Source organism: Fructilactobacillus fructivorans, from assembly GCF_001434095.1.
Classification (GTDB): domain Bacteria; phylum Bacillota; class Bacilli; order Lactobacillales; family Lactobacillaceae; genus Fructilactobacillus; species Fructilactobacillus fructivorans.
In genome coordinates, this window is sequence record NZ_AZDS01000004.1 from 149,959 (window position 1) to 174,539 (window position 24,581).

At 39.8% G+C, this 24,581-nt stretch carries 23 protein-coding genes; 7 read left to right on the plus strand and 16 right to left on the minus strand.

The features are described from left to right. Positions 1 to 7: 7 nt before the first annotated feature. The 3 genes from FC73_RS05270 to FC73_RS07120 all read right to left on the minus strand — a co-directional run bounded on the left by FC73_RS05270 (position 8) and on the right by FC73_RS07120 (position 3,722). A complete protein-coding gene (locus FC73_RS05270) occupies positions 8 to 2,281 on the minus strand; it encodes an ATP-binding cassette domain-containing protein (RefSeq protein WP_010023004.1) in 2,274 nt (757 codons plus the stop codon). A gap of 11 nt (positions 2,282 to 2,292) precedes the next feature. Next, positions 2,293 to 3,486: an MDR family MFS transporter gene (locus FC73_RS05275; RefSeq protein WP_010023006.1), complete on the minus strand. Its 1,194-nt coding sequence runs from the start codon at positions 3,484 to 3,486 to the stop codon at positions 2,293 to 2,295. A gap of 113 nt (positions 3,487 to 3,599) precedes the next feature. After that, positions 3,600 to 3,722, minus strand: coding sequence for a hypothetical protein (locus tag FC73_RS07120; protein WP_010023007.1), 123 nt, complete (start codon positions 3,720 to 3,722; stop codon positions 3,600 to 3,602). Between the two features lie 281 nt (positions 3,723 to 4,003). On the opposite strand from FC73_RS07120, the gene FC73_RS05280 reads away from it, so the two are divergent. Then, positions 4,004 to 4,840 carry a DegV family protein gene (locus tag FC73_RS05280; RefSeq protein WP_010023008.1) on the plus strand — a complete coding sequence of 279 codons (837 nt, stop codon included), beginning with the start codon at positions 4,004 to 4,006 and terminating at the stop codon, positions 4,838 to 4,840. A gap of 170 nt (positions 4,841 to 5,010) precedes the next feature. Beyond that, positions 5,011 to 5,514, plus strand: coding sequence for a TetR/AcrR family transcriptional regulator (locus tag FC73_RS05285; protein WP_010023009.1), 504 nt, complete (start codon positions 5,011 to 5,013; stop codon positions 5,512 to 5,514). 54 nt (positions 5,515 to 5,568) lie between these two features. Here FC73_RS05285 and FC73_RS05290 read toward each other — a convergent pair whose 3' ends face one another. Beyond that, positions 5,569 to 6,405, minus strand: coding sequence for an aldo/keto reductase (locus FC73_RS05290; RefSeq protein WP_010023010.1), 837 nt, complete (start codon positions 6,403 to 6,405; stop codon positions 5,569 to 5,571). A gap of 111 nt (positions 6,406 to 6,516) precedes the next feature. Between FC73_RS05290 and FC73_RS05295 the strand changes: the two genes are divergently transcribed. Both FC73_RS05295 and yjeM read left to right on the plus strand, forming a co-directional pair. After that, entirely contained in the window at positions 6,517 to 8,259 is a 1,743-nt protein-coding gene (locus FC73_RS05295) for an ABC transporter ATP-binding protein (RefSeq protein ID WP_010023012.1), read from the plus strand. 100 nt (positions 8,260 to 8,359) lie between these two features. After that, the gene (gene yjeM / locus FC73_RS05300) at positions 8,360 to 9,847 is read left to right on the plus strand and encodes a glutamate/gamma-aminobutyrate family transporter YjeM (protein ID WP_010023013.1); all 1,488 of its coding nucleotides are present in this window, start codon (positions 8,360 to 8,362) and stop codon (positions 9,845 to 9,847) included. 41 nt (positions 9,848 to 9,888) lie between these two features. Here yjeM and FC73_RS05305 read toward each other — a convergent pair whose 3' ends face one another. Then, positions 9,889 to 11,811: a hypothetical protein gene (locus tag FC73_RS05305; RefSeq protein ID WP_010023014.1), complete on the minus strand. Its 1,923-nt coding sequence runs from the start codon at positions 11,809 to 11,811 to the stop codon at positions 9,889 to 9,891. 222 nt (positions 11,812 to 12,033) lie between these two features. Between FC73_RS05305 and FC73_RS05310 the strand changes: the two genes are divergently transcribed. From FC73_RS05310 to FC73_RS05320, 3 genes are all read left to right on the plus strand, one after another. Next, entirely contained in the window at positions 12,034 to 12,411 is a 378-nt protein-coding gene (locus FC73_RS05310; protein WP_010023015.1) for a winged helix-turn-helix transcriptional regulator, read from the plus strand. A 92-nt stretch (positions 12,412 to 12,503) separates the two neighbouring features. Then, positions 12,504 to 13,532 carry a zinc-binding alcohol dehydrogenase family protein gene (locus FC73_RS05315; protein WP_010023017.1) on the plus strand — a complete coding sequence of 343 codons (1,029 nt, stop codon included), beginning with the start codon at positions 12,504 to 12,506 and terminating at the stop codon, positions 13,530 to 13,532. 146 nt (positions 13,533 to 13,678) lie between these two features. After that, complete coding sequence (locus FC73_RS05320) at positions 13,679 to 15,265, plus strand: L-lactate permease (protein ID WP_010023018.1); 1,587 nt, start codon at positions 13,679 to 13,681, stop codon at positions 15,263 to 15,265. A 55-nt stretch (positions 15,266 to 15,320) separates the two neighbouring features. On the opposite strand, the gene FC73_RS05325 is transcribed toward FC73_RS05320, so the two are convergent. The 11 genes from FC73_RS05325 to apf form a co-directional block, all read right to left on the minus strand. Beyond that, positions 15,321 to 15,701, minus strand: a complete 381-nt coding sequence (locus tag FC73_RS05325) for a hypothetical protein (protein WP_010023019.1) — start codon at positions 15,699 to 15,701, stop codon at positions 15,321 to 15,323. A gap of 154 nt (positions 15,702 to 15,855) precedes the next feature. Then, complete coding sequence (locus FC73_RS05330; RefSeq protein ID WP_147299374.1) at positions 15,856 to 16,314, minus strand: hypothetical protein; 459 nt, start codon at positions 16,312 to 16,314, stop codon at positions 15,856 to 15,858. Further along, complete coding sequence (locus FC73_RS05335; protein ID WP_050780932.1) at positions 16,311 to 16,640, minus strand: TMEM175 family protein; 330 nt, start codon at positions 16,638 to 16,640, stop codon at positions 16,311 to 16,313. The genes FC73_RS05330 and FC73_RS05335 overlap by 4 nt, the downstream gene beginning before the upstream one ends. A gap of 61 nt (positions 16,641 to 16,701) precedes the next feature. After that, complete coding sequence (locus FC73_RS05340; protein WP_010023020.1) at positions 16,702 to 17,319, minus strand: CAP domain-containing protein; 618 nt, start codon at positions 17,317 to 17,319, stop codon at positions 16,702 to 16,704. Positions 17,320 to 17,532: 213 nt separating this feature from the next. Beyond that, the gene (locus FC73_RS05345) at positions 17,533 to 19,980 is read right to left on the minus strand and encodes a lectin-like domain-containing protein (RefSeq protein WP_147299375.1); all 2,448 of its coding nucleotides are present in this window, start codon (positions 19,978 to 19,980) and stop codon (positions 17,533 to 17,535) included. Between the two features lie 6 nt (positions 19,981 to 19,986). Then, on the minus strand, positions 19,987 to 20,955 hold the full coding sequence (locus FC73_RS05350; RefSeq protein ID WP_010023023.1) for a WxL protein host-binding domain-containing protein: 969 nt from the start codon (positions 20,953 to 20,955) through the stop codon (positions 19,987 to 19,989). A 9-nt stretch (positions 20,956 to 20,964) separates the two neighbouring features. Continuing rightward, positions 20,965 to 21,411 (minus strand): LPXTG cell wall anchor domain-containing protein, encoded by a 447-nt coding sequence (locus tag FC73_RS05355; protein ID WP_010023024.1) that lies wholly within the window; start codon positions 21,409 to 21,411, stop codon positions 20,965 to 20,967. Positions 21,412 to 21,432: 21 nt separating this feature from the next. Then, positions 21,433 to 22,050, minus strand: coding sequence for a DUF3324 domain-containing protein (locus tag FC73_RS05360; RefSeq protein WP_010023025.1), 618 nt, complete (start codon positions 22,048 to 22,050; stop codon positions 21,433 to 21,435). Then, positions 22,037 to 22,498: a WxL protein peptidoglycan domain-containing protein gene (locus tag FC73_RS05365; RefSeq protein WP_057877320.1), complete on the minus strand. Its 462-nt coding sequence runs from the start codon at positions 22,496 to 22,498 to the stop codon at positions 22,037 to 22,039. Before FC73_RS05365 ends, FC73_RS05360 begins: the two co-directional genes overlap by 14 nt. Before the next feature lie 119 nt (positions 22,499 to 22,617). After that, positions 22,618 to 23,298 carry a WxL domain-containing protein gene (locus FC73_RS05370; protein ID WP_010023027.1) on the minus strand — a complete coding sequence of 227 codons (681 nt, stop codon included), beginning with the start codon at positions 23,296 to 23,298 and terminating at the stop codon, positions 22,618 to 22,620. Between the two features lie 342 nt (positions 23,299 to 23,640). Beyond that, complete coding sequence (gene apf / locus FC73_RS05375; RefSeq protein WP_010023028.1) at positions 23,641 to 24,576, minus strand: aggregation-promoting factor; 936 nt, start codon at positions 24,574 to 24,576, stop codon at positions 23,641 to 23,643. Positions 24,577 to 24,581 lie beyond the last annotated feature (5 nt).

Here is a 24,581-nt window from a genome sequence, read left to right on the forward strand (position 1 = left end):
TTTTGGTTTATCTTTCTTTATAAGGTAACATGTATTTCTTCAAGGCACGACCAGTAAAGGATTGCGGAACCTTTTCCGATCCTTCTGGAATGCCGCTATAGAGAACGTTTCCACCGTAAATTCCGGCTCCTGGTCCCATGTCAATCAACCAGTCTGCTTGACTAATTACGTCTAGGTTATGTTCCACGATGATTAAACTATCACCATCTGCCACCATCCGTTTAAATAACTTCAAAAGGCGCTGGGTGTCGTTCATGTGAAGACCAGCCGTTGGTTCATCAAGAAAGTAAATTTTCCCCTTCTCTTCCAACATCTGAGCTAACCGTAGTCGTTGTAATTCACCACCAGATAACGTCGTCAGGGCCTGATTCAAGGCCAAATAGTCTAGACCAACTTCGTTCATCTGTTTCAATGGATTAGCAATTTCAGGAACATCCTTGAAAAAGGTGGCTGCTTGGGCAACGGACATCGACAAAACATCGGCAATGTCTTTTCCGTGATACTTGTAACTAAGTGCTTCCTGGCTGTAACGCTTGCCGTGACACAGCTCACAGGTCTGAACCACCGGATCCATAAATGCCATGTTGGTGATGGTAACACCCTTCCCCTTACAACGAGGACAAGCGCCCTTGCCATTGTAACTGAAGAGTTGCGTAGAAACGTTATTAGCCTTAGCAAACAACTTTCGAATTGGATTTAAAATGTTGAGGTACGTCACCGGCGTGGATCGAATGCTGATCCCAGCTTGTTTCTGAGTCAGATCCACGTAATCACCGTTTAGACGGTCTTTCATGGCCTCAGCCAGTGAACTCTTTCCAGAACCAGCTACCCCCGATAGGACGGTCATAATGCCCGTTGGTACCTTAACACTTACGTCATCAATGTTGTGCATGTGGACGTGTTCTAGGTCGACAAAGCCCTTTGGTTTAAGGGGCTTGGCAAAATGATGTGGAGCCCGCAACCATTTTCCGGTAAGCGTGTCAGAATCCAAGACTTCAGGATAAGTGCCAGAGAAGGTAATTTTTCCACCGTCAGCTCCTGATTTAGGTCCCACTTCAACAACGTGATCCGCAATCGACATAATTTCTGGATTGTGATCAACGATGAAGATGGTGTTACCTTTCTTTTTTAGGTTAATCATCGCCTTTTTAATCAACGCAATGTCATGGGGATGCAACCCGACACTGGGTTCGTCAAAGACATACAAAATGTCCGACAACGAGTTCGTCAGATGATTAGCAATCTTGATCCGTTGAACTTCACCACCAGACAACGTGCTGGTCGTTCGATCTAAGGTCAGATAGCCCAGTCCAATGTCCACCAAGGGTTGAATCTTGGACTCGAGACCCCGGATGATTTCATCCCCCAGATTATCTTTAATTGAATCGAGAAAGTCCAGAAACTGAACCAAATCCATCTGCGAAACATCATTAATGTTAAATCCATTAATTTTAACGCTCAAAGAGCGGGGATTGAGTCGGGCTCCCTTACATACCGGGCAAACCTCACGGGTAACGATCTCGCTGATGGCTTCCTTATGATGCTTCCCCTCTCGACTGTTGATAATGGAACGTTTGATCCGCGGAACGACCCCTTCATACTGACTCGTTTTGTAGTAAGCCGGAGCATTATACAACTTTTGTTGGGGTGCATGCATCAACAAGTCGTACTCTTCTGGAGTGTAATCCTTAATCGGCTTATCGTTATCAAACAACCCACTGTAGCCATAACCACGCCAACGCCAGGTTCCTGGTCCAAAACTAACGAAAGTAATGGCACCATTATTGAGAGACTTTTCTGGGTCAATTAATTTGGATTCATCCACCTCGTCAACGTAACCCAATCCCTGACAGTATGGACACATCCCCTGCGGCAGGTTGAACGAGAAGACCTCCGAATAACCCACAAACGGTTTTCCTACTCGTGAAAAAAGTAACCGCAGTAACGAATAAATCCCCGTGTAAGTGGCAAGGGTTGAACGGGCATTCCCTGTCAGTTGCTTCTGTTCAATCGCGATTGCGACGGGTAGATTCTTAATGTCACCAACATGGGGTTGTCCGTATTTAGGCAAATACTGCTGCGAAAAACTGGGAAACGTTTCGTTTAATTCACGACGCGACATGGCCGCAATCGTGTCAAATACTAACGATGATTTACCCGAACCGGATTCACCAACGAAAACGGTGATCTCATGCTTCGGTAGTTTTACGTTAACGTGTTTTAAATTATTTTGATGTGCATCAGAGACATTAATTGTATCTTGATAATAAGTGTCAACCATAGTTCACCTCACTAATCCTTCTGTGTTCTACTCAACTTTCTTGCTTCGCTCATTACACAGAACAACGCCAACAAGATCAGTCCGCCGGATACAATGAATAGTGCGGGATAGTTAAAGAACTCCACCATTAAACCGCCAAAAAGAGGTCCAACGGCTCTTCCAAGGGACATAAAAATGTTAAAGAGTCCCTGAAACTTCCCTTTTTGTCTGGAATCCGCCAACGTATCGATCCAAGCCGGAATTCCCGGTAACCCATTCATTTCACCAAAGGTCAAAATGACCATGATGATTACGAATACGGCGTATTGTTTAGCAAATATTAACATAAAGAAGCTGAGACCGAAAATGATTACCCCAAAGGCAATTTGACGACTCATCTTGAAGCGGGATCCGATCTTATTAATAATGGGCTGAATGAAGACAATCAGGAGTCCATTAATCGTCCACAGAAAACTGTAATTTTCAAATGAAATTCCCAGTTGGGTCATGTGAACTGACATAACACTTTCCCATAAGGTATAACTCATATAAATACAGAAAACCATGATACAAATTAGCCAGATGAGTTTTAGTCCACGATTCTTCTTTTGTTGAACGACATCATCGTCCTCAGAACGTTTTACCGCAGTTGGTACGGGACGATGTAACTTAATGTTAAATTCAAAAATGGTCATCAATAATAAAACAATGTAAAAGCCAGTGGCAACGATGAAGACAACCGAAATTCCGTACTTCATTAAAAATCCTACCAGTGCGGTCCCAACTACGACACCTAGGTTTAATCCGACGTATAATGAGTTAAAGACGTAGCGGGTACTCTTGGACGTAATCATCGAAGCGTACGAGTTCAATAACGTCATGCTCGATCCATTTCCCAGACCGTACAGTAAGAGCATGATTCCGAAAATTGGCCAACCATGGAAGAAGATCAGGGTGACAATTGAAGCCATTGTGATCAAAACACTGATGATGGCTGTCTTATAAGGTGACCAATGATCAAAGAGATACCCACCAAGATAATTACCGATAATCATGAACATTGACATGGCAAACAGAACAATCCCCGCGGTTGTCAGTGACTCATGAAGATAATTGTGCATGTAGACCGTCGTTAGTGGCCACATAAATGATGACCCAGTATTCAGTAATAACGAATAAATTAAAACCGTACTAAGCCTTAATTCTTTTTGTTTTCCTTTTACCATTTATTTGCCTCACTTTCCCATTTTCTGATCTTTACTAACTTTTTCACGCTATAGCGACCATAATAAAAAGGGATGCTCAACCGTAGTTGAAATCCCTTGATAATCAGCAATGCCTACTTTTTAGAAGCACGCTTCTTTTCACTATCTCGTTTTTTGGCAACTATTCCAGCTACCATTGAACCCGCTACCAGCACTGAAGCAACACTGGTCAACAAAATTTTCATTTTATTTTTCATAATGTAACTCCTCTGCTTTTAATCCCTACTTATAGTTATATCTTGTTTATAACAAAAAAGCTACTTATTTTTTTAATTTATAATTTTTATAATGTAAGTGGCACTGGTTACACCTTACATACTGTGTAACCGCACTTAGTTAGCCCTGATTAGCAACACACTGCGGCGTTGAGACTTCCAGTGGAATTAAATTTAATTTTAACTGGGAAAAATTTAGTCCTTCTACTATAATTAAAATCTATAAGGCAAATTAACGAAACGTTAATTGGAGGGAGAAACACATGATTCACATTGTTACCGATTCAACTGCTCAATTAACACCAGATGAAATCAAAAAAAATAATCTTACGGTGGTACCACTTCAGGTTACCATCGACGGTAAAACTTATAAGGATGGCGTTGACATTACCCGTCAGGAATTTTCCGATCACCTTGCAAACGATAAAGAATTTCCTAAGACCAGTCAACCGTCTTTGGGTCAGTTCATTGAGGCATACGAAAAAATCCAAAAGGCAGATCCCGACGCTTCGATCATTTCCATTCATCTCACTAAAGTCTTAAGTGGAACGGTGGAAACCGCTCGAACCGCTGCTAAACAGGTTGGTGGTGAAATCGCCGTCCTTGACAGTGATTCAACTGATAGCGGCCTCACCTTTGCCGTCATGCGCGCTAAAAAATTAGCCAATGAAGGGAAATCCGTTGCCGAAATCATGGATAATTTAAAATCGTTTGTACCCACCATCATGACCTACGTCTTTATCAATAGTTTTGACTACATGGTTAAAGGTGGTCGTGCCAGCCGAGCCGTTGGTTTTATTTCATCACTGATCCAACTTAAACCAGTGATTCAATTAACCAAGGGAACCTTGAAGCTTAAGTATAAATGCCGGGGTCTGAAGAAGATGACCAAGATCGCTAATCAAGTGACCGATGAAATCATTAATAACAAGGATATTTCCGAAGTTGGACTATCCTACGTTGATGATGGGACCGCACCCAAGAAGATCGCAGCTAAGATCAAGGAAGCTCGACCAGATATTGACGTGACCTGTCGTTTAACCAGCCCCATCGTCATGACCCACGTTGGTCCCGGTGGATTTGGTTACATCTTTGCCTAACTAAACGTAATTATGGGAGATCGAACGGAAACGTCCGGTCTTTTTATTTAAAAACGATCCATTCCTTTCCTACTAAAACTTCTCATTATCTATTTATGGTAAATTAGCAGTTAACACCGTGTCAACATGTGGGTATAATTAAGTTATTACATTGAACGGAGGACTTTTTTATGCCATCATCAACCTTTTTAAACCTACCGCAGGCCAAAAAAGAGCGCATCAATGCTGCCCTTCTCAATGAATTCTCCGCCCATCCGTTAGCCGACGCTCAAGTGGCTCGAATCATCAAGGATGCCAAGATATCGCGGGGAGCTTACTACAAGTACTTCATTACCCTCAAAGGTGGTTACGACTACACGAGAAGAATGGTCCTATCAACGATCCATCGGCCGTTTGCTGGGAAAAGGCTTAACCAGTTAAAACCCGCCGACTACGTCAATGCCGCCCGTTCGTTTCTAGAAGACAGCTCCGAAAGTGAATACTTTGAGTTTATTCAGATGGACATTCTTCACAATCAGAAAAACCTCGATGATTCAACGATCATTCAATTGCCATCCAAACGATGGGCCATTACCATTCTGTGTCACGAAACCATTAAGGAAGCCATGGAAATTCCCGATGATTCCGAAAAACTGCTTCAACGGCTTCAAATTTCGTTAGAAGCTCTCAGTTAAATTCAATCCATAAAAAAAGAGACTCAATCATGAGTCTCTTTTAATTTGCATTAATTAAAATTCTTCGTAAGTTGCTGGATCCTGGTTATGGGTTCGGCCATCAGGCTTCGTCAAAGAAGCAATGGTCTTCATGTCTTCTGGCGTAATCTCGAAGTCAAAGACGTCAAGGTTCCCACTTTGTCTACCAGGGTTGGCTGACTTAGGAATTGGAAGTGTCCCTAACTGAATCTCCCAACGTAAGATCAATTGACCAACGTTCTTGTGGTACTTAGCAGCCATGTCAACTAGAACTGGATTCTTCAACATTTCACTAGCACGACCAAGTGGACTCCAGTCTTCGGTCAAGATGCCATGTTCGTCGTCATAGTGACGCATGTCGGCTTGGTTGAAGTATGGATGGAGTTCAATTTGGTTAATGGCTGGCATAACGCCCGTTTCATCAACCAATTTATCAAGGTAATCAGGTAAGAAGTTGCAGACACCGATCGTCCGGATTAAACCGTATTGTTGAGCATCAATTAGTGCTTGCCAAGCTTCGACGTAGTTGCCTTCTTTAGGATTAGGCCAGTGCAACAAGTAGATATCAAAGTAGTCTAAATTAGCCCGGTAAAGGGACTCTTGGATGGCATCAATCGCACTCTTACGATCGTAGTAACGACCAGGTAACTTGGAAGTTACCAGTAAATCAGAACGACGAACGTTTGAATTTTCAATTCCACGTCCAACCGCTCCTTCGTTTTCGTAGTTATAGGCAGTGTCAATTAAACGGTAACCCTTATGAATGGCAGAAGTGATTGCCGTGGCACCTTCAAAGCCCTTTAACAGGTATGTTCCAAAGCCAATCTTTGGAACTTGCATCCCGTTACTTAAAGTATAATATTCATATTCCATGATGAGAACTCCTCTCAATATGTTTCTACAGTAAGGATAAGCGGAATGTATATTCGTTTCAAGTAAGTCGATTTGTGATATGATAGTAGTTACGATTTAAGAGGTGATAACGTGAAGAAACAAGCAAAAAATAATGGATCATTTAACTTTCGGGGGTTCTTTCACCTAATTCGTGAAACCAAACCCCGCTACTGGCAATTGGTCGTTGGTCTTCTTCTGGGGCTCATCGCAACGGGAGCCCAACTAACGGTGCCAAAGATTGCTCAGGTCATGGTTAACGACTTTGCTAAGGGAGTTAGTCTACTACTAGTCTCTGCCATGATCGTATTATTCATTTTAAGTGCATTAATTAACGCTGGATCAGGGACCCTACTGGGTTTCTTCGGTGAAAACGTGGTGGCCAACCTTCGAGAACTACTGTGGGAGAAAATGGTCAAATTAAACGTCCACTACTTCGATAGTGTAAAAACCGGGAAGATGATTTCGCGGTTAGTCAGTGATTCTGACCAGATTAAAGACCTGTTATCAGTGTCATTTCCCAATACCATTACGTCCATTTTCCAATTAATTGGAGCTCTGATTATCATGCTGATCATGGACTGGCGAATGGCTTTAATCATGTTCATTGCCATTCCAATTGTCATGGTCGTCATGCGTCCGATCATTAGAAAATCCAGTCAGATTGGAAAATCCAGACAGGACCAAATGGCTGATTTTAGTGGGAAAGCTCAAGAAACATTAAATGAGATTCGTCTGGTAAAGTCATCAAACGCCGAACCATATGAAACCAAGGCTGGTTCCAGCTTAATTCACAACCTATATCGGGTTGGTTTAAAAGAATCCGTCTATGATTCAATCGCTGGTCCCATCTTGAATACGGTCATGATGGCCATGATCGTTGGAATCCTAGCCTACGGTGCTCATCGAGTCGCAATCGGGGCCATGACAATTGGAACAATGTTTGCCTTTCTAATGTACCTGTTCCAAATCATTGGACCAGTTAGTATGCTAGGTCGATTCATTACCGACCTTTCCAAGGCCAACGGTTCCACCGAACACGTCAGAGAGTTACTCACCGAACCGGAAGAGGACTTTGCCTCCGGCTTTTCAGACGACATTGGTGGAAAAACACTTCGTTTAAACGATGTAAGTTTTGCATATGACCTTGACGAGCCAGTGCTAAAGAACGTCAACGTTGTCGCTAAACCCAACCAGACCACGGCGTTTGTGGGACCATCTGGAGGTGGAAAATCTACCATTTTCAGTTTGATTGAACGCTACTATCAGCCAACGTCTGGGACACTCACGATTGGAAACGAAAACATCGATGACATTAACCTTTCCAATTGGCGCCACCAGATCGGCCTAGTTAGTCAGGATTCAGCCATTATGGCCGGAACCATTCGCCATAACCTGACCTATGGACTAAACGAAAAGTTTACAGATGACCAACTTTGGCACGTATTGAGCCTTGCTTATGCTGAAGGATTTGTCAAAGAGATGCCTGAAGGACTTTCAACTCAAGTTGGTGAACGTGGTATTAAGGTTAGTGGCGGTCAAAGACAACGTTTGGCAATTGCTCGTGCCTTTCTCAGAGACCCTAAGATCCTGATGTTAGACGAAGCAACCGCTAGTCTAGATTCCCAGTCAGAAGCCATGGTTCAAAAGGCGCTTGGTCAACTAATGAAGGGTCGTACGACCCTCATCATTGCCCATCGCTTAAGTACCATTGTCGATTCAGATGACATTTACTTCGTTGATCATGGTGAAATTAGTGGTCACGGAACGCATGAAGAGCTGATTAAGAAGCTACCAAAATACCGTGAATACGTTAAAATTCAATTCAAAAAATAAGAAATTCAGAAATGAATTTCTTTTTTTGTCCCACAAATGAGCTTAATCCTGTTATACTTATACTATTAAGAATTCTTTAAGAAATTGGAGGTTACATTTGATGGATAATAAAAAATTATCATTATTTGCGTTAGTTCTAATGATATTTACATCCGTCTTCGGATCAGCGAACATTTCCAGAGCGTTCTACTTAATGGGGTATGCCTCAATCATCTGGTATATCTTGGCAGCGCTCTGTTTCTTCATCCCGTTCGCGTTTATGATTGCGGAATTTGGCGCGGCTTTTTCCAAAAAGCATGGTGGCATCTACACTTGGATGAGTGAATCAGTCAATCCCAAGTTTGCTTTTACAGGCATTTCAATGTGGTATGCTTCTGCCATTATTTGGATGGTTAACACCAGTTCAGCAATCTGGGTCCCACTCTCAAATGCAATCATCGGGGTTGATAAGACCTCCGACGGTCACTTGTTTGGCCTCTCAAGTGTTGAAACAATTGGAATTCTGGCTGTGATTTTAATGATTGTAATCACTTTTATTGCCACCCGTGGAATCAATCAGATTCAAAAAGTTACTTCCATTGGTGGCTTTGCGGCCATGTTGACCAACGTTATCCTGATTGTCGGTGGTGCCATTATTCTCTTAATTAATGGTCATACCTTCCAACCACTGTCTTGGAAAGCCATCCTAGTTTCCCCTAATCCCCAGTACGATTCACTAATTAATGTTTTAGGATTCGTCGTTTACGCCATCTTTGCGTACGGTGGCCTTGAAACCATCGGCGGACTAGTTGACCAGACCAAGACGCCCGAAAAGACCTTTCCAAGAGGAATCACGATCTCAGCTTTAACCATCTCGGTGGTTTACTCCATCGGAATCTTCATGGTTGGTGCTTTCACTAATTGGGGCCAAGTTCTAGGATCACACCACAACATTAACCTGGTTAACGTACCTTTCATCATTATGAACAACTTTGGTTACCAACTGGGAACGGCACTCAACTTCTCTCACGGCGTTTCAGTTGAGATTGGAATGTGGGTCAGTCGTTACGTTGGAATTTCCATTTTTCTTGCCTTAAGTGGGGCTTTCATTACCCTCATCATTTCACCAATCAAGACGATTGTGGAGGGAACCCCCAAAGAGATTTGGCCGAAATTCTTTACCAAGATCAACAAGCACGACGTTCCTGGAAACGCTATGATGATCCAAGGACTACTTGTAATTGCGTTCATCTTGATCATTTCTTTTGGGGGACAAAGTGCTAAAGCTTTCTTCAATATTTTGGTTCAGATGACCAACGTGGCGATGGTCATTCCGTACCTATTCATCGCATTTGCCTTCATCGGGTTTAAAGCTAATTCCAAAATCAAAAAGCCATTTGTATTCTATAAGAATCCATTGATTGCTAAAATCGCAGTGTGTGTGGTCATGCTGACGGTTGGCTTTGCCATCATCTTTACGATCATCGCTCCCGCTTTGAGTGGGAATTACGTAAGTAGCATTTGGATGGTAGTTGGACCCGTCATCTTCGGGGTAATTGGTTATCTGTTGTATCATCACTACGAAAAGAAATACCTAAAAAATGATTAATCAGAATAGGGCGTCCCTTAAGTAAGGGACACCCTATTTTTCTAATATTCTAATTTTAGCTGACATAATATGTTTTTTAATTGATCATAATCTTTTCTGGCAACACAGTCGGACAATTCATTCAAAAATACATTTTCTTTATCCGAACTCATATGCATAAAAGCAATACAAATGTTGTAATTATTTAATAATCTATTAGCCCACTCTACTAGAGGATGAGCAGTATCGTCCTTCATGGACACAATCTCATGACATTTATTTAATATAGCTTTGACCTCATTGAAATTCCTATTATAAAGCGCTTCATACAACTGCTTACGAAATGGTAAAAATTTAGCTGGTAACGATAACTCATAAAACATTCTATCTAGTCTACACAATAATTGTGTTCCCTCACCTAGTGGACTTTCTGCTGCTTTCTTATCTAACTTTAATATTTTTAAGATATTTTCTTCTTTAAATGGACCTTGATTACCATTTCGTTTATCCATAAACCTTAATATTTGAGCCCCACCTAAACCAATTCCGTCTGTTCCAGACAAGACAATTTCATTTAAATGTCTAAATCTAAATCCAGCGGAAAAATAAGTGAGTAAGCCTTTTTGATGAGCTAAGTGAACTAATTTCAGACAATTTTTATATCCTAATTGTTCCATAATGGGATCACTCGGGTACCAATTTGCCGTTCCATCAAAAGTTACTTTTTCAAAATTACCTAATTCAGTAATTTTAATTCCTAATTTAGCAATCTTCATTGGGTCAGTAACTTTTTGTGGTTTTCCATTATTTTTTTTAATGGTTTCAGGCCGATCATCAATGATTGGATAATTAATACAAAAAGCAGCGGCTAAGACTTGCAAAGTACTATCCCTAATTACATTTGCTGCAACTGCCTTCATAAACTTTACAGCCTGCATAAAAGTCATTTTTTCAATTGCAATTTTACACTCAGATAATCCATCAATAAAAATTGACGAACATGCAGCAATCATTGTATGCACAGACTTAATAAACGAATTATCAAAAGTATCTTCAAACATTGGTCTCCCAACATAACTAGAAACAGAGGTATCTCTTCCAATTAGCATTTTTACCTCGCCAATGGTCCTTAAATCTGGCAGTCTGTACGGTTCAACCCGTTCTCGATTCGTTACTTTTCCACGCTCCAAAAATTCAATATGAACATTGGTCCCTTTTATATATGCTAAATCACTTGCGGTCCCAGTAATGTGCCCCAGACCAGGATCCGTAATTGATGCCTGCGTTTGAACTTTTCTAAATCCCGAATTACCCCATGGAACAATTGGTGCCTCAGCATATCCACGTAAATTTATCATTTGAAATGCAATTTGAAATGATAAATATTCATCAATTGTTGGTTTTCTATTTTGATGACGTATTTTTTGAGCAAGGAGACTAACTAAATTAATGAATTGATTATTCGTAAGCTTCTGATAATGTAATTCACCATCCCTACTGTCTGGTTTAGACAAGTCAATAGTCCAAACCTGTCTATCATTATTATTATCATACGAAACATATTCATCCTTACGTTCACAAAGAAAATGAATATATGAATTTAATAATCGCAGTAATGATTTAGTTGAATTAATTAATTTATAAGTGTCATGAGTATTAGTTATAAATTGTAATAAATCTATACTTCGCTTTATGATAATTTGAGTATTTTGATCTCCAAACCGAGACTGAAGATCCATAAATCGATTAATCAATATTTTTGATAACTCTTCATTGTTTCTAGTAAAAATTGGCTGATACGGTTTAGGATTAACATAATTATTATCCTCGACATGATGTCTTTTAATTAATTCTCCTAAAAGTCTATATTGAATTTCAATTACCATATTATAAATAGAATCCTTAAAGAATCCCATTGAAATACAAGTATAACCATTTAATTGATCTGGAACACACAGTTGATAGTATCTATCATTTACTTCCATAAAAAAATCTCCTCTACAGTTTTTATAAATTTTTAAATCCATAAATAACTGTAAAAGTAATTAATTAATTTACAATCGTGAAAATTTTGTATCCTAGTAACATTAAATAACTTGGTTACATTTTTTTCACTTAAAAGAATTCAAGTAATTTGACGTATACTAAGTAATGTGAGTAAGGAATGAAAAGTAACCCTTTCAAAACCAAAGAGAGAAGTAAATTTAATGAATAATAAACATTCATGTAAGTTTCCAGATAGATGTCCAGTTGAAAGTACCGTTCAAATAATTTCCGGAAAATGGAAAAGTGTCATTCTATACCATTTATTTAAAAATAAGGTGGTTAGGTTTAGTTATCTAAATAAACAAATTAATGGATGCTCCAAGCGCATGCTGGCATTACAATTAAAAGAATTAGAACGAGATCATATTATTAAGAAAAAAATATACCCAGTTATGCCACCAAAAACTGAGTATCGAATTACCAAATTTGGTAAATCGCTTCATCCCGTAATTATAGAAATGGAAAAATGGGGGGTGAATTGTATGATGCCGCAAGTAATGAGCAATATGAAAAATAATATTCTTATTGTAGTAAAGTGAAAATTTTGTTCCCTAGTAACAAAAATTACATTATTGTAAAGCATAATTTTCTCCTTAAAATTAATAGTAAATGTAAATAAGGAGATTATATTATGGAAAAAGATATGAAAGCAATTGGTTTTACTAAATACTTATCAATTAAAAATCCAGACAGTTTGTTTGAATTTACTACTAAGGTACCCACCCCAAATTCACATGACTTATTAGTAAAGGTTGAAGCTGTCTCAGTTAATCCAGTCGACGTTTTTACTAGACGCTCTCAAAGAAAGCAACTTGCTAGTCCTAAAATAATGGGATGGGATGCATATGGAACGGTGGTTTCAACAGGATCAGAGGTAAGTTTTTTTAAGCCTGGAGATAAGGTCTTCTATGCTGGATCATATAAGCGACCCGGAAGTGATAGTGAGTACCAACTAGTTGACGAAAGAATTGTGGGTCATGCACCTAAGAATATAAGTATTGAAGAAAGTGCTGCCATGCCCTTAACGAGTTTAACCGCATGGGAATCACTGTTTGAACAAATGGATATCGACATTGATGACAAAGAGAACAACAAATCTAAATCTATTTTAATCATTAATGGATCTGGCGGCGTAGGATCTGTTGCAACCCAGTTGGCACATCTCGCAAACTTAACTGTCATCGCTACTGCTGGAAATGAAACTACAAAGCAGTGGGAATTGCATCACGGCAATGACCACGTAGTTGACTACCATGACAGTATCGTTGATCAAGTCCATGACCTGGGTTTTCAACATGTTAATTATATTCTTGAACTAGTAAATTTAGATGCATATTGGTCAACTATTACAAGATTAATTGGACCAAACGGAAGCATTGTGTCTACAACTGGATCAGGTAGAAACCTTAATTTTAGTTCATTAAAGTCGCGGATGGTAAGATTTGGATGGGAATGGATGTACGAAAAATCTTGGTATGAAACTCCAGCGATGATTACGCAACATGAAATTCTAGATAAAATAGGAAAGTTACTGGATCAAGGTGTTTTAAAGAGTACCCTCACTAAAACAATTACTCCGATTTCAGCAAAAAATCTTCGTAAAGCAACTAGTATGGTGGAATCACATCATATGATGGGTAAAGTTGTTGTAAAACGATAACGAAATAATATAGAAAACTAATCTTTGTTGATTAGTTTTTGTTTTCTCAGCCTTTATTTCATAGCTACTTAGCCTGAAAACGTTGACTCATGTATAATAGTTACAAGACATCGTTTACCGCAAAACACTAAGAGGAGAAAACATTTATGGAATTATTAGTTTCAATGTTTCCGATACTAATTCCAATTATTCTGCTGGGATTTTTAAACATGCCAGCACTAAAAGGAATGAGTGTAACGGCAATACTTGTTATTTTAGCTAGTCTATTCATCTGGAAAATGCCATTGAAGGCTCTTGCAGCTTCAGCCATTCAAGGCTTTCACAAGAGTTTAACAATTGCGTGGATTTTACTCGGAGCTCTCTTACTACTCCGAGCCCTTGAGTATACTGGATCAGTCGACCGCATCAATGCTGGTTTTACCAAGTTAACCACTGACATGCGCCTCCAGACAATCCTAATTGTCTTCTTATTTGGCTCATTAATCGAGGGTGTTTCTGGCTTTGGTGCTCCAGCAATGGTCACAGCTCCCCTATTAATCGCTTTAGGCTTCAAGCCCCTTTCGTCAATCGTCTTAGCACTGGTGGCCGATTCCACCGCTGCTTCATTTGGGGCCGTGGGAACGCCGCTAACGGTTGGATTAAGTAACACGGTTGGCACCGCTGAAACGGGCAAAGTAGGATTAAAAATCGCTAACCTAGAACTAATCAGCGGAACTCTGGTACCACTGATTTTAATTGTCATGTTAGTGTTTCTTCTTCCTAATCAACACACTCAAAATCGTCTTAAGTCAGTCTTACAGGTAACCCCATGGTGCATAGCCATTGGTCTTGTCTATTCCATTTCTAATATTGGTAGTCAATTACTCTTGGGATACGAATTAACCTCCGTTATCAGTCCCATCATCGCCCTGGTGATCGCAATTCTGAGTATCAAATTCAACATTCTATTACCCAAGGACGTTAAGAAAAATCCGTGGAAACAATCACCGAAAATTACTATCAAAGAACCCAAAACTAACATTTCACTTGTGCGCGCATGGATGCCATACGTTCTCGTGGTTGTCTTGTTGGTCATCCCCAAACTAATCCGTCCAATTCACGACTGGTTAAATACTCATGTTAACTTGTCACTCACGAACATTCTGGGTTTTAAAGCCATCGATTCAAGCTGGCTTCTCCTAGCGTCACCCGGAACCGTACTGTTGATCGTGGCGTTATTAACGGTCTTATTACGAGAAGAGTCATTTCGCTCCTTTTCTAGAGAGGCATGGGGTGTCGTTAAATCCATGAAGACGACCATTTTGACGCTAATTGTCACTCTAATCATGGTCCAAGTTTTTACGAACACGAGTTTCAACGGAGCTAACCTTGACAGTATGCCAGGATATCTCGCGTCATTCATGGCAACTCATCTCCATGGGGTTTGGCTAGCAATCGCTCCAATCTTAGGAGCTGTTGGTTCGTTTGTGACAGGTAGTACGACCGTTTCAACACTAACCTTCTCGTCGATTCAGGCCGATGTAGCCATCGATGCTGGACTAGACAAGTATCTTATTTTAGCCGGACAAGTGATTGGAGCCGCCGTTGGTAACATGATTTGTGTTTATAACATCGTTTCAGTCAGTGGCGTAGTTGGGCTGAAGGGCGAAGAAGGTAAGGTCATGCGAAAAACAGCCATCCCGGCTGTTGCCTACCTTTTCTTCCTTATTATTTCAATTTTTGTTTTTAAATAGAGTCAAAATAAAAGATCCGTTCCAACTAAGATTTGGAATGGATCTTTTTTCGAATTTACTTTTTAAACGTCCACACTTCGTTAAGCAGAAAACCAATAAAGCCTAGAATCAGGATCAAATCAGTCCACATCACGGAGAGGTGGGAGATTCCAATGATAACTAACAAGAACACGATGAGGGTTACAACTCCACCCCAAACTCGTTGTTTCTGAGTAATTTCACCAGCAATGGCCATCGTTGGATTCTTGATAAATAGGGAAACTGCCCAAACCACGATACAAATCGCGCTCAAAATGATCAGGACCCAATCAATCCAACCAATGGGAAAGCCATAAATAATTTCTTGAATTCCCTCAACAACACTGGTTCCAAACAGAATCATTGCCATTGCGGTCCAAAGTAAACTGATACGACTAGTAAATGCATTTTTATTCATTTTTAACACCTACCTTTAGTTAAATTCTACCATACAATGTGAGTTGAAAGAAAAATGTTGGAATTTACAATTTGTACTATTTAACAAATTTCATCCTTCTCAGACACAAAATGAGCACCTTAGATTGATATCTAAGGTGCTCATTTTTTATTATTTATCTTTGATCCGCAGCCCATTCGGCAAATTGAGACCAAATTTCACGTTTTTGACTTTCATCCTTAGCACCCCTTGAAGCTTTAATGGTGGATGCCAGTTTTGCTCGTAAAGCTTTTCTCTGGTCAGGAGATAGATTCTTAACTGATTCGGGAACTTGAATTCGACCTTCCTCCATTCCTCGCGTAGCTAAGCTTAATGTTCCATGTTCATGGCTGTTTTCAACAAACGACCAGATTGGAATAATGATAAAGAGAACCAACGCAATTCTGGGGAAGAAGAAAGCAAGCACAATCAAAATTACGTATGCAGCAATCGAATAGTTGAAATTCCGTGCAAAAATATAATTGAAAACTTCATGCTGTTTAGAATGTTTACTGTACTTAACCTCAGCAATCTGTGAAACAATGATCCGAAAGACTACTAATAAGATTAACGAAAGGGTTCCGTAAAGCATCACCGTAATTTTGACGTATCATCCGTCATCAACTTGGTAAAAGTAGGAACCAACGACATGAAGAATAAAAAGATCAAGTCCATTACGACCGTCTTATTCGCCACCCGTTCGGTGTCATTAAAGACCTGAGCGTGTTGATACCACAAGTTGCCAACAAAACAAAAGCTGACCGCATAGATTCCAATGGCCCGAAAGAGCACTAGATAATCAACGCTTCCACCAATCTTCTCGATTGGTAATTCCAATACCATCACCGTAATGATAATGGCAATAATGGCGTCACTGAAGGCGTCCAAACGGTCTTTCATTCTCTTCTTTATCTCACCCATGACCTCACCTGCTTTATTAAATTAACATAATTATAGCACGCCCCATGAGAGAGTTTAAGCACTACATTAAAGTAACCTGATTATATTCGGCATAGCCAACATTAGCGTCAGCACCACCCACGGGCATCTTCTTCATGCTAATCCCAACTTGACTGACATTCGGATCAAGCAAAATGTTGTGATGACCCCATGGACGGTGATCGAAAGTTTGCGCATCGTTATAAACATAGAGGTTCAGCATGGTATAAGCACTATCTTCGGCACTAGTATTCCTTAAGGCATTTACTTGCCCAATGCATTCAGCGTATGGCCTACTATCATTATTATCATGTCCATAACTACTTGGTAAGTTTGAAACAACTTGATCAATGCGCTGGTTGGAAATATCCTGAGCCTCCTTAGTTTGATGAACAGATTTAAGACCACGTGCATTTCGCTCACGATTAAGTAGTGCGATAAATTTGGTTTGATACTCAGTATCAAAAGCTGACTGGTGCGCGGTACTATATGCTACCGGAGTTGCTTCTTGTTTAATCACTTGTCTATCCGCCTTCTTATGTATTATTTGCTTCGCTGAAACGGTCATTGGACTTTTGACTTCAAATGGAACACTAACGCCAACCGTTATCATTACTACCATTAACAAAACGATTACCAATTTTTTCTTGGCATTTTTCATACATTGACCACCTCTCCTTAGATTTAAATACGATACTTAATCATATTTGAGCTAATCAATTTAATTATTTCGTAAAAGCTAGCAAACTTAATAAATAAAAAAGACTATCATCTAAATGATAGTCTTTAATTAAACAAATTATATAATAATTATTATCAAAAGACAAACGAATGCAGTAATTAATTGATTAGATGCATCACGCTGCCTTCACTTTTAAGGTGTTCCATCTGCCTTGGATCCGTACTTAATGTTCCAATTCAACGTTGCATCATAATTCCCCGTTTTTCCGGTTGCACTTCCAGCATAATTCATTCTGAGATCAAGTCCCTGATGTAATCCCCATTTAATGGGGTTAGTGATCTTACCTTCTTCTTTCTTCCCAGGATAATTATAGACCTGTGTGTTTCCAGTTCCGGGCTGCAGGATGGTCGGTTGATTACTCTTTAAATCAAAGTAAGCAAGTGAAAACGGTGAGTTCGGTCTTCCAATCTCGTGGTTATTTTCCGGAGTATTCTCCTGTGATAGCCATACGCTGTACGGACTCTTAACTCGTCTATCATCAGTTAAACTAGCTACTTCATAACCCTTGCTCATGTCAATGGGGGCCTTGTTCTTCCCCATCGTTCGCGGTTGTAAATACTGATCCTTAAAGAAGTAATCATTTTGAACACCGTAATCCAAGTCCTGTGGCTGGTTCAAAACTACTGAACCGTTCCAGAAATTGTAGGTTTCCTTTTTACCCTTAAACTTAAGATCATCCTGATTACGATCCGTTCCAATAAGTTCAGGAATTGAACTCATATTATCCGGATTATTGTCCCCTAACTGTAAATCAGCGGTGATATCAGTTACCATTCGTCCATTCATGTCAGGTAAGTTATGAATCGTAATCTTTTTGGCATTCTTAAAGTCAGTGTTGGAGTTCTTCCCACTAATCTGGTAGTCCTTCGTATCACTAACCATATAATCACTTTTACTAATTGGACTTCCATTAACATTAATATTATTAATGTTCTTAATGCTTGGAACGACAAAAGAATACGAACCATCCTTGAATTCGGTTCCTTCAATCATGTTATGCAGTGAAATCTTATATTGAACCTCACTGTTATTCTTCACGTCAGTCAAATTATTAGTCCAAGTGTTGCCACCATCATTTGACATCTGGTTTTGTAAACTCACTCGTGGTTTGACGTTGTCGTAAGGATTACTTGACATCTCAACGGTAGCTTGACTTGATTTGACCACCCCGTCATCTGGCGTAGTAAAGTTACTCCCTTTCGCCGTAACGGTATTTTGCTTCGTATTCGGATTTGGATCAGTAATAATGGTTCGAAATCCAACTGAATCTGGCTTCCCATCATCATCAATTGGTTCAATTCCGTTAGGATACTCCGCCACAATCTGATCGTTATCATCAAGACCACGCATCCCTAAGTTAGCGATGTTATCGGTCACCTTAACGTTATCCCATGAATTTCCTAAACCATTGTCCTTGTAATTATAGGTGTCAACTTTATAAAGGATTACATCTCCAACTTTCGCGTTGGTAACGCGATCCTTAAAATCATTGGGGTCAATCTGCTTGATCATGTCGTTAGCTGCGTTTTGATCACCATCGTAGGGATCAATATTCTTGTATTTTCCGTCACGTTGTAAGGCACTCAAATCACAAGCTAACTTCTTAACTCCTGGAATTTGCGGGATCTCGGTGTTTGCGATAGCACTGATCATGTTCAATGCCCCAGTGGCACCAGTGAATCCCCACCAAGCATAATCACCCTTAAACTGATCAAGGTTAACGTTCTCGGTGGTAGTGTGTTGGTCCACACCACTTACTGGATGACCAGACTTCGGATCGTTATAGGTTACCGTTGCGGTTGCATGATCAGACTTAGTGTTTCCATTAGGAGTCCAACTGTTGGGCATCCACTTGTACGTAACTGGGATCCATGTTCCCTGTCGACTAGTTAATGAGGGAGTTTCACTGTAGTCGTGATGATTAATCCCGATATGATCTTCCCATCTCCGTGAATCAAAGGGACCGGTATATTCATTAGGATAAATGAAGGCCGTATGCGGAATTCCCTTGGGTAACTTATGATCACTGAAGTCTCCATTATAGTAAGGGTCAAATTCAAACGATAAGGCATTGTGAATAAACTGAGTTCCCAGATAAGCCTTGGTTGGATCCTTTCCATGATGGATCTCTTCGGAAGCCTGACGCACGTTTCCGTAAGACCCTAACGATTCACCAGACGACCCGATCGCGTCTGGTTTGTCATTTTGGAGGGTAAAAGTTAATCCATCGGCTAACTTCTTCGTGTTCTTCGGGTTCTTCATGTAAATATAAAACTTGATGGTAAATGGCTTTTGTAAATCTACTTGATTTCTCCACCACATGGTTTGTGCCGAATGATCTTCACCGTTGTTATCGGTAACCACCTGAACGTTTGGATACTTCTTCTGAATATCCTCGTTGGGCTCAACCCCTGCAAACATGAACTTATCCATGGCAGGTCCCGATTCTGGTGGTTCAGGAATGTCATACGGATTATTAGGATCCGCACTGGCATTCATCATCATGCCACAAATCATGAATAAAGCAGTACACACCACTCCTACTAATAGCTTATAAAGTACTTCTTTTTTTATTTTCATTTTTTCTCAATTCTTTTTATTTTTCTTTTTGTGATATATCATTCGACAAATCCAAAAAATAATCCAAATTTCGACGGTCATCAGAACCGCAATCATTAGCGGTTCATGCGACCTTGCTTGGTTTGATAATTTCAGTGGGGTAAATGTTTGGTGTAATCGGACTTTTTGTTGACCTGATTGGATGTTTACGTCCATTCGGTACTTACCAGTCTGCAAATTTTTATGCGGAATTACACATGCCAAAGGAGTATTCGGCGCGACGTTAATGTCCGGATACTCTTTACTTTGGTATAATCGTCCGCCATGAAAGATTTTCACTCGCATTTTGGCATGTTGAATCAACTGTGGGTAATTATTACTAATCGTAACTTTAAAAGCGTTCGAACAATTATAATTTCCACTCTCAATTTTTGAAATTTTTAAGCGATCTAATTTCAATGCATCCTGCTCACTTAATGAAACCCCAATGACATAACTAGCCAGACTATTGACCTGCTTGTTATTTTCCGCTGGATCAATCCCTGTCGCAGTTATGCCTGCAAGTTCAGTTCCAACGATCTTAGTATTCGTCTTGAGGTGATAACGAACCACTTGATTAGAACTAGGTTGAAGTGTCACTTCTTTTTTAAGTTTCCCAACTACTTGTTTAGAAACGGCACTCCTACGATTTACTAATGCCTTCGGATCATCATATGAAATGTTTCCCGTAGGTGTCGTGGTTGCGTTATTTAACGTCAAGCGAACCTTCATTGGATACGCCCCATAATTCTTTAACAGAATGGGTAATTGATACTCATGATTCGGTTTGGCCCGAATGGCAAAGTATTCTTTTCCCTTCTGAAGCGGCAGCCCTCCAAAGATCGGAGTGGCAGAAAATGACGTGTAGTCCTTTGAACTTGCTTGAGAAGTCATTGGTGCAAAGAGACCAATTAACAAAGCTCCAACTAAAATTACACATTTAATTAGTTTTCGCATTTGAATTTTTTATTTCGAATTTTTAGATTCCAACTTTTTGATGAAATGACGGTTTAGCACAATGAGAAAAGCAATGAACAAGAGAATTGCTCCTGCGACCATTGTTCCCCACTGTAGCATCTGACCGGTCTGAGGCAACTTACCTTGTTGCTGTCCACTAACAGCGACTGTTGGCGGAATCTTAGTGCCCTGCTTGGCAGCTGCTGGAGCCGGAGTTTCATTAGCCATATTTTGTGGCTTGGGTTGTGGTGCCGACTCTGGTTGCGGCTTCTGAGGATTTGCCCCAGGTTTAACTGGGCCAACCGGTTTTACATTTTTACCAATCCGAACGGTTGCGTTCGAATTATCCTGACTTTTGGCAAATGAAGTAACGCTTAAACCTAATCCAATTGCGACTAAAACAGTCATTCCAACTAACAATATTGACTTGAAAACTTTAGAATATCGTTTTCTCATTTAAACATCTCCCAACCTACTTTACTTTGGTTGATCGTTTCTTTTATCAAGTTCTGCTTGTTGTTGTGCAATCAAATTCTTTTGTTTTCTGTGTTGACGATATAAGACGTAGCACAAAATTAAGATCAAGATCAACAGGATAATCAAGAGGATGATCCACCACCAGTTCTTGTTGGCGTTATTAATGGCAGCCTGCGTAATGGTAATGTGGAAATCTTTTTCAATTGTCCACTTATTTCCATTATTATCGGAAGCCTTCAAACTTAAGTGGTAATTACCCGGTAATAAAGCATTTTTGCCAAATTGATTGGTAAAGTTAAAGTTTGAATTTGGAGCCATGCTCAATCCATTTTGATTGGACTTACTCAAAGTCTTGCTGGGATCACTCTTACGATAAATCTTGTCTTTAATCTGCATTTGGTTAATCGTAGTGGGTTTTTCGTTTGCTAGCTTAGTGTAAATCACTGGTTGGTTAGCAACCTTACCCGGTTTGATCGTTTGTGCTGTCAATTTCGGCTTGATCGGCTGATTATTGTTATCACGCAGATAAACCGGCATTGCCAACGCAAATTTGTTGTTAACACTGACTCCCTTTAACTTTGCAGCCTCTGGTGGTAATTGTGGCTTAATATAATCCACCCAAGATAACTCCGTTATAAGTTTTATCAGGTGCTTTCACATTAAAGTTAACGTTAGTACTCTTATTTGGTCCCAAATTAATGGTCTGTTTCTTCCCATCTTGAACCAAATCTTTAAACTTATACTTTAAAGTCTTATCAACTGGCAAATTCTTAGTGGGATTTAGTGCAATTGCACCTCCACCAGAAGTAAATGCCGTCGTTGGTTCGATACTAAATGATTGGGATGACTTTGATAAGTTAACAATATTCAAACTGATTTGCTGGGTTTGACCCGGCTTGGTTTGAACAAAAATCACACCATCCTGTTTAATTTGATTCTTAGTGTAGTTCGGTTTAACCGCAATTGATGGACCTTGTGAAGCATTCGTTTTCCCGATCCCCATCATTGGAATCATCAAAAAGATTGTTGCAACAGCAAGTAAAAACGGCACCCAGACTTTTTTCAATCTTGATAAAATTACAATCACGTCCTAATTACTTAATTAATTCCCCTATTTACTAAAAAGAAGACAAACCTTACTTGGAATGTCTTCTTCACCGTACAATGCATTATTAAAAATAACTATTAAGCAGTTGGGTTTTGTGGACCAGCAGCATTAAGAGTCCAAGTGATTGGTGCATTGTAGTCAGCAGGATTTACATTAGCTGGCATGTTTAAGCTAGCATCAGTGCTCTTTGAGTAATCAACACTAGTTGTGCCTAAACCTTGACCAGGTTGTACAGAAAGCACTTGTGAAGCGTTGTTGGCTCCAGCAGTTAATAGTGGCGTATTAACAGGAACGTTATTGTCATTATTTAAACCACTACCTTGCTTCAATTGAATTCCCCAACCATTGCCTTGAGTGTTTTTGCCATCACTAAAGTTACTTAATGCAGCTGTAACGTTGTAACCAGCACCATTTGGTTGATCTTTAACAGCACGACCATCGGTAACAACCAATTGTGGTTTTCCAAGACCAGTTTGGTTATCGTGCAAAGGAATGTTAGTTTGTGGAGTTGATGTGTTATCAGCTTCACCGAAGTTCAAGTCAGGAACTTCTTGTAAAGTCAAGTATCCAGTTCTTACTTGAACATGGGCATTTGATTGTCCTGATACTGAACCCGTAGTGTCGTTAGCAGTTGTGCTAGTGTCTGCTGGTAATGTAGCAGCGTTAGCATTAACGTTACCTACAGCTACTGACAAACCTAAAACGGCTGCTAGTGAAGCCACACCTAAGACCAATTTCTTACCAATATTTGCTTCCATAAAAAACCACCTCCAAAAAATATAAATTTTTGTTGTTACTAAATTGCATGTTTGTGATGGCGACGAGCACATTACAAACACACAACTTAATAACATTTTTCACAAGGACATTGCATTACTAAACTGCTAACTTACCCGAAAGCAGTGGGAAAGATTCACAATTCTTGTAATTTCTTCACAATGCTCGTCTAAACGCTTTCCACTCGCGCTTCAACATTATTAGTATAACTTATAAATATACTGTTTGGCAAGCTTTGTGAGAAAAAAATAAAAAAATAGTGATGATTTAATAATCATCACTATTTCACTTACTTTTTATTATTCAGTTATACTAACTCTATCTTAGTACCAACCGTGTGATTGCCAGAATGATTGTGCACCACTCCATGAACCATAACGTGAAGTTACGTATTGGTTAGCAACTCTATCTTGGTTAGCTTGTGAATAGTCACCATTTAAGTATGACTTAGATAATTGGTACTTACCGTAGTAGTTACCATTTGAAGCAGTGTATGAGCCACCTGATTCACGTGAAGTGATCCAGGCTTTGGCTGCATCATCGCCACCATTGCTTGAAGTGTTACTACTTTGATAGTTAACATTTTGAGTTGGCTTTACAGTATTAGTTTGTACAGCGTAACTTCTTTGGTTAGTTGGTTGAGAATTGCTGTTACTTTGAACTGAATTTACAGTGTTAGTTTGTACATTAGCCTTTGGTGCTGGTTGAGCAGCAGCTTGTTGTTTTACAGGTGCTTGAACCTTTTGTTGTGGTTGAGCATTGTTGTTATTTTGAGCAGCTAGCTGTGTATTTTGTTGTACATTAGCCTTTGGTGCTGGTTGAGCAGCAGCTTGTTGTTTTACAGGTGTTTGAGCCTTAGCAGCTGGTGCTTGTACTTGAGCTTCTTGTGCTGGTTGAGCAGCAACTTGTTGTTGTGCAGGTGCTTGAACCTTAGCAGCTGGTGCTTGAACAGCTTTAGTAGTAGTCTTTGGTGCTTGAGTATTAGTAGTTTGTGCTGATTGTGATACTGCGTTTGGAACAGTAACACCAGTTGGGATTACTAATCTTTGACCAACAGTAATTTGGTCAGCATTTTGTAAATGGTTAACTTTAGCGATTTCATTTGCAGAAACTTTGTATTGTTGAGCAATTTCTGAAATGGTGTCACCTGATTTAACTGTAACGTTAGTTGAAGCGTGGGTGGTGTTAGCACCTACTGCTAATAAACCTAATGCTGCGGCACTTGATAACACGACTGCTTTAATACTTTTTGACTTCATAATGA

Bases quoted from the DNA above. Each gene is read 5' to 3' on its own strand.
- FC73_RS05270 (WP_010023004.1), bottom strand. From the start codon at position 2,281: ATGGTTGACACTTATTATCAAGATACAATTAATGTCTCTGATGCACAT.
- FC73_RS05275 (WP_010023006.1), bottom strand. From the start codon at position 3,486: ATGGTAAAAGGAAAACAAAAAGAATTAAGGCTTAGTACGGTTTTAATT.
- FC73_RS07120 (WP_010023007.1), bottom strand. From the start codon at position 3,722: ATGAAAAATAAAATGAAAATTTTGTTGACCAGTGTTGCTTCAGTGCTG.
- FC73_RS05280 (WP_010023008.1), top strand. From the start codon at position 4,004: ATGATTCACATTGTTACCGATTCAACTGCTCAATTAACACCAGATGAA.
- FC73_RS05285 (WP_010023009.1), top strand. From the start codon at position 5,011: ATGCCATCATCAACCTTTTTAAACCTACCGCAGGCCAAAAAAGAGCGC.
- FC73_RS05290 (WP_010023010.1), bottom strand. From the start codon at position 6,405: ATGGAATATGAATATTATACTTTAAGTAACGGGATGCAAGTTCCAAAG.
- yjeM (WP_010023013.1), top strand. From the start codon at position 8,360: ATGGATAATAAAAAATTATCATTATTTGCGTTAGTTCTAATGATATTT.
- FC73_RS05305 (WP_010023014.1), bottom strand. From the start codon at position 11,811: ATGGAAGTAAATGATAGATACTATCAACTGTGTGTTCCAGATCAATTA.
- FC73_RS05310 (WP_010023015.1), top strand. From the start codon at position 12,034: ATGAATAATAAACATTCATGTAAGTTTCCAGATAGATGTCCAGTTGAA.
- FC73_RS05315 (WP_010023017.1), top strand. From the start codon at position 12,504: ATGGAAAAAGATATGAAAGCAATTGGTTTTACTAAATACTTATCAATT.
- FC73_RS05320 (WP_010023018.1), top strand. From the start codon at position 13,679: ATGGAATTATTAGTTTCAATGTTTCCGATACTAATTCCAATTATTCTG.
- FC73_RS05325 (WP_010023019.1), bottom strand. From the start codon at position 15,701: ATGAATAAAAATGCATTTACTAGTCGTATCAGTTTACTTTGGACCGCA.
- FC73_RS05335 (WP_050780932.1), bottom strand. From the start codon at position 16,640: ATGGGTGAGATAAAGAAGAGAATGAAAGACCGTTTGGACGCCTTCAGT.
- FC73_RS05340 (WP_010023020.1), bottom strand. From the start codon at position 17,319: ATGAAAAATGCCAAGAAAAAATTGGTAATCGTTTTGTTAATGGTAGTA.
- FC73_RS05345 (WP_147299375.1), bottom strand. From the start codon at position 19,980: ATGAAAATAAAAAAAGAAGTACTTTATAAGCTATTAGTAGGAGTGGTG.
- FC73_RS05350 (WP_010023023.1), bottom strand. From the start codon at position 20,955: ATGCGAAAACTAATTAAATGTGTAATTTTAGTTGGAGCTTTGTTAATT.
- FC73_RS05355 (WP_010023024.1), bottom strand. From the start codon at position 21,411: ATGAGAAAACGATATTCTAAAGTTTTCAAGTCAATATTGTTAGTTGGA.
- FC73_RS05370 (WP_010023027.1), bottom strand. From the start codon at position 23,298: ATGGAAGCAAATATTGGTAAGAAATTGGTCTTAGGTGTGGCTTCACTA.
- apf (WP_010023028.1), bottom strand. From the start codon at position 24,576: ATGAAGTCAAAAAGTATTAAAGCAGTCGTGTTATCAAGTGCCGCAGCA.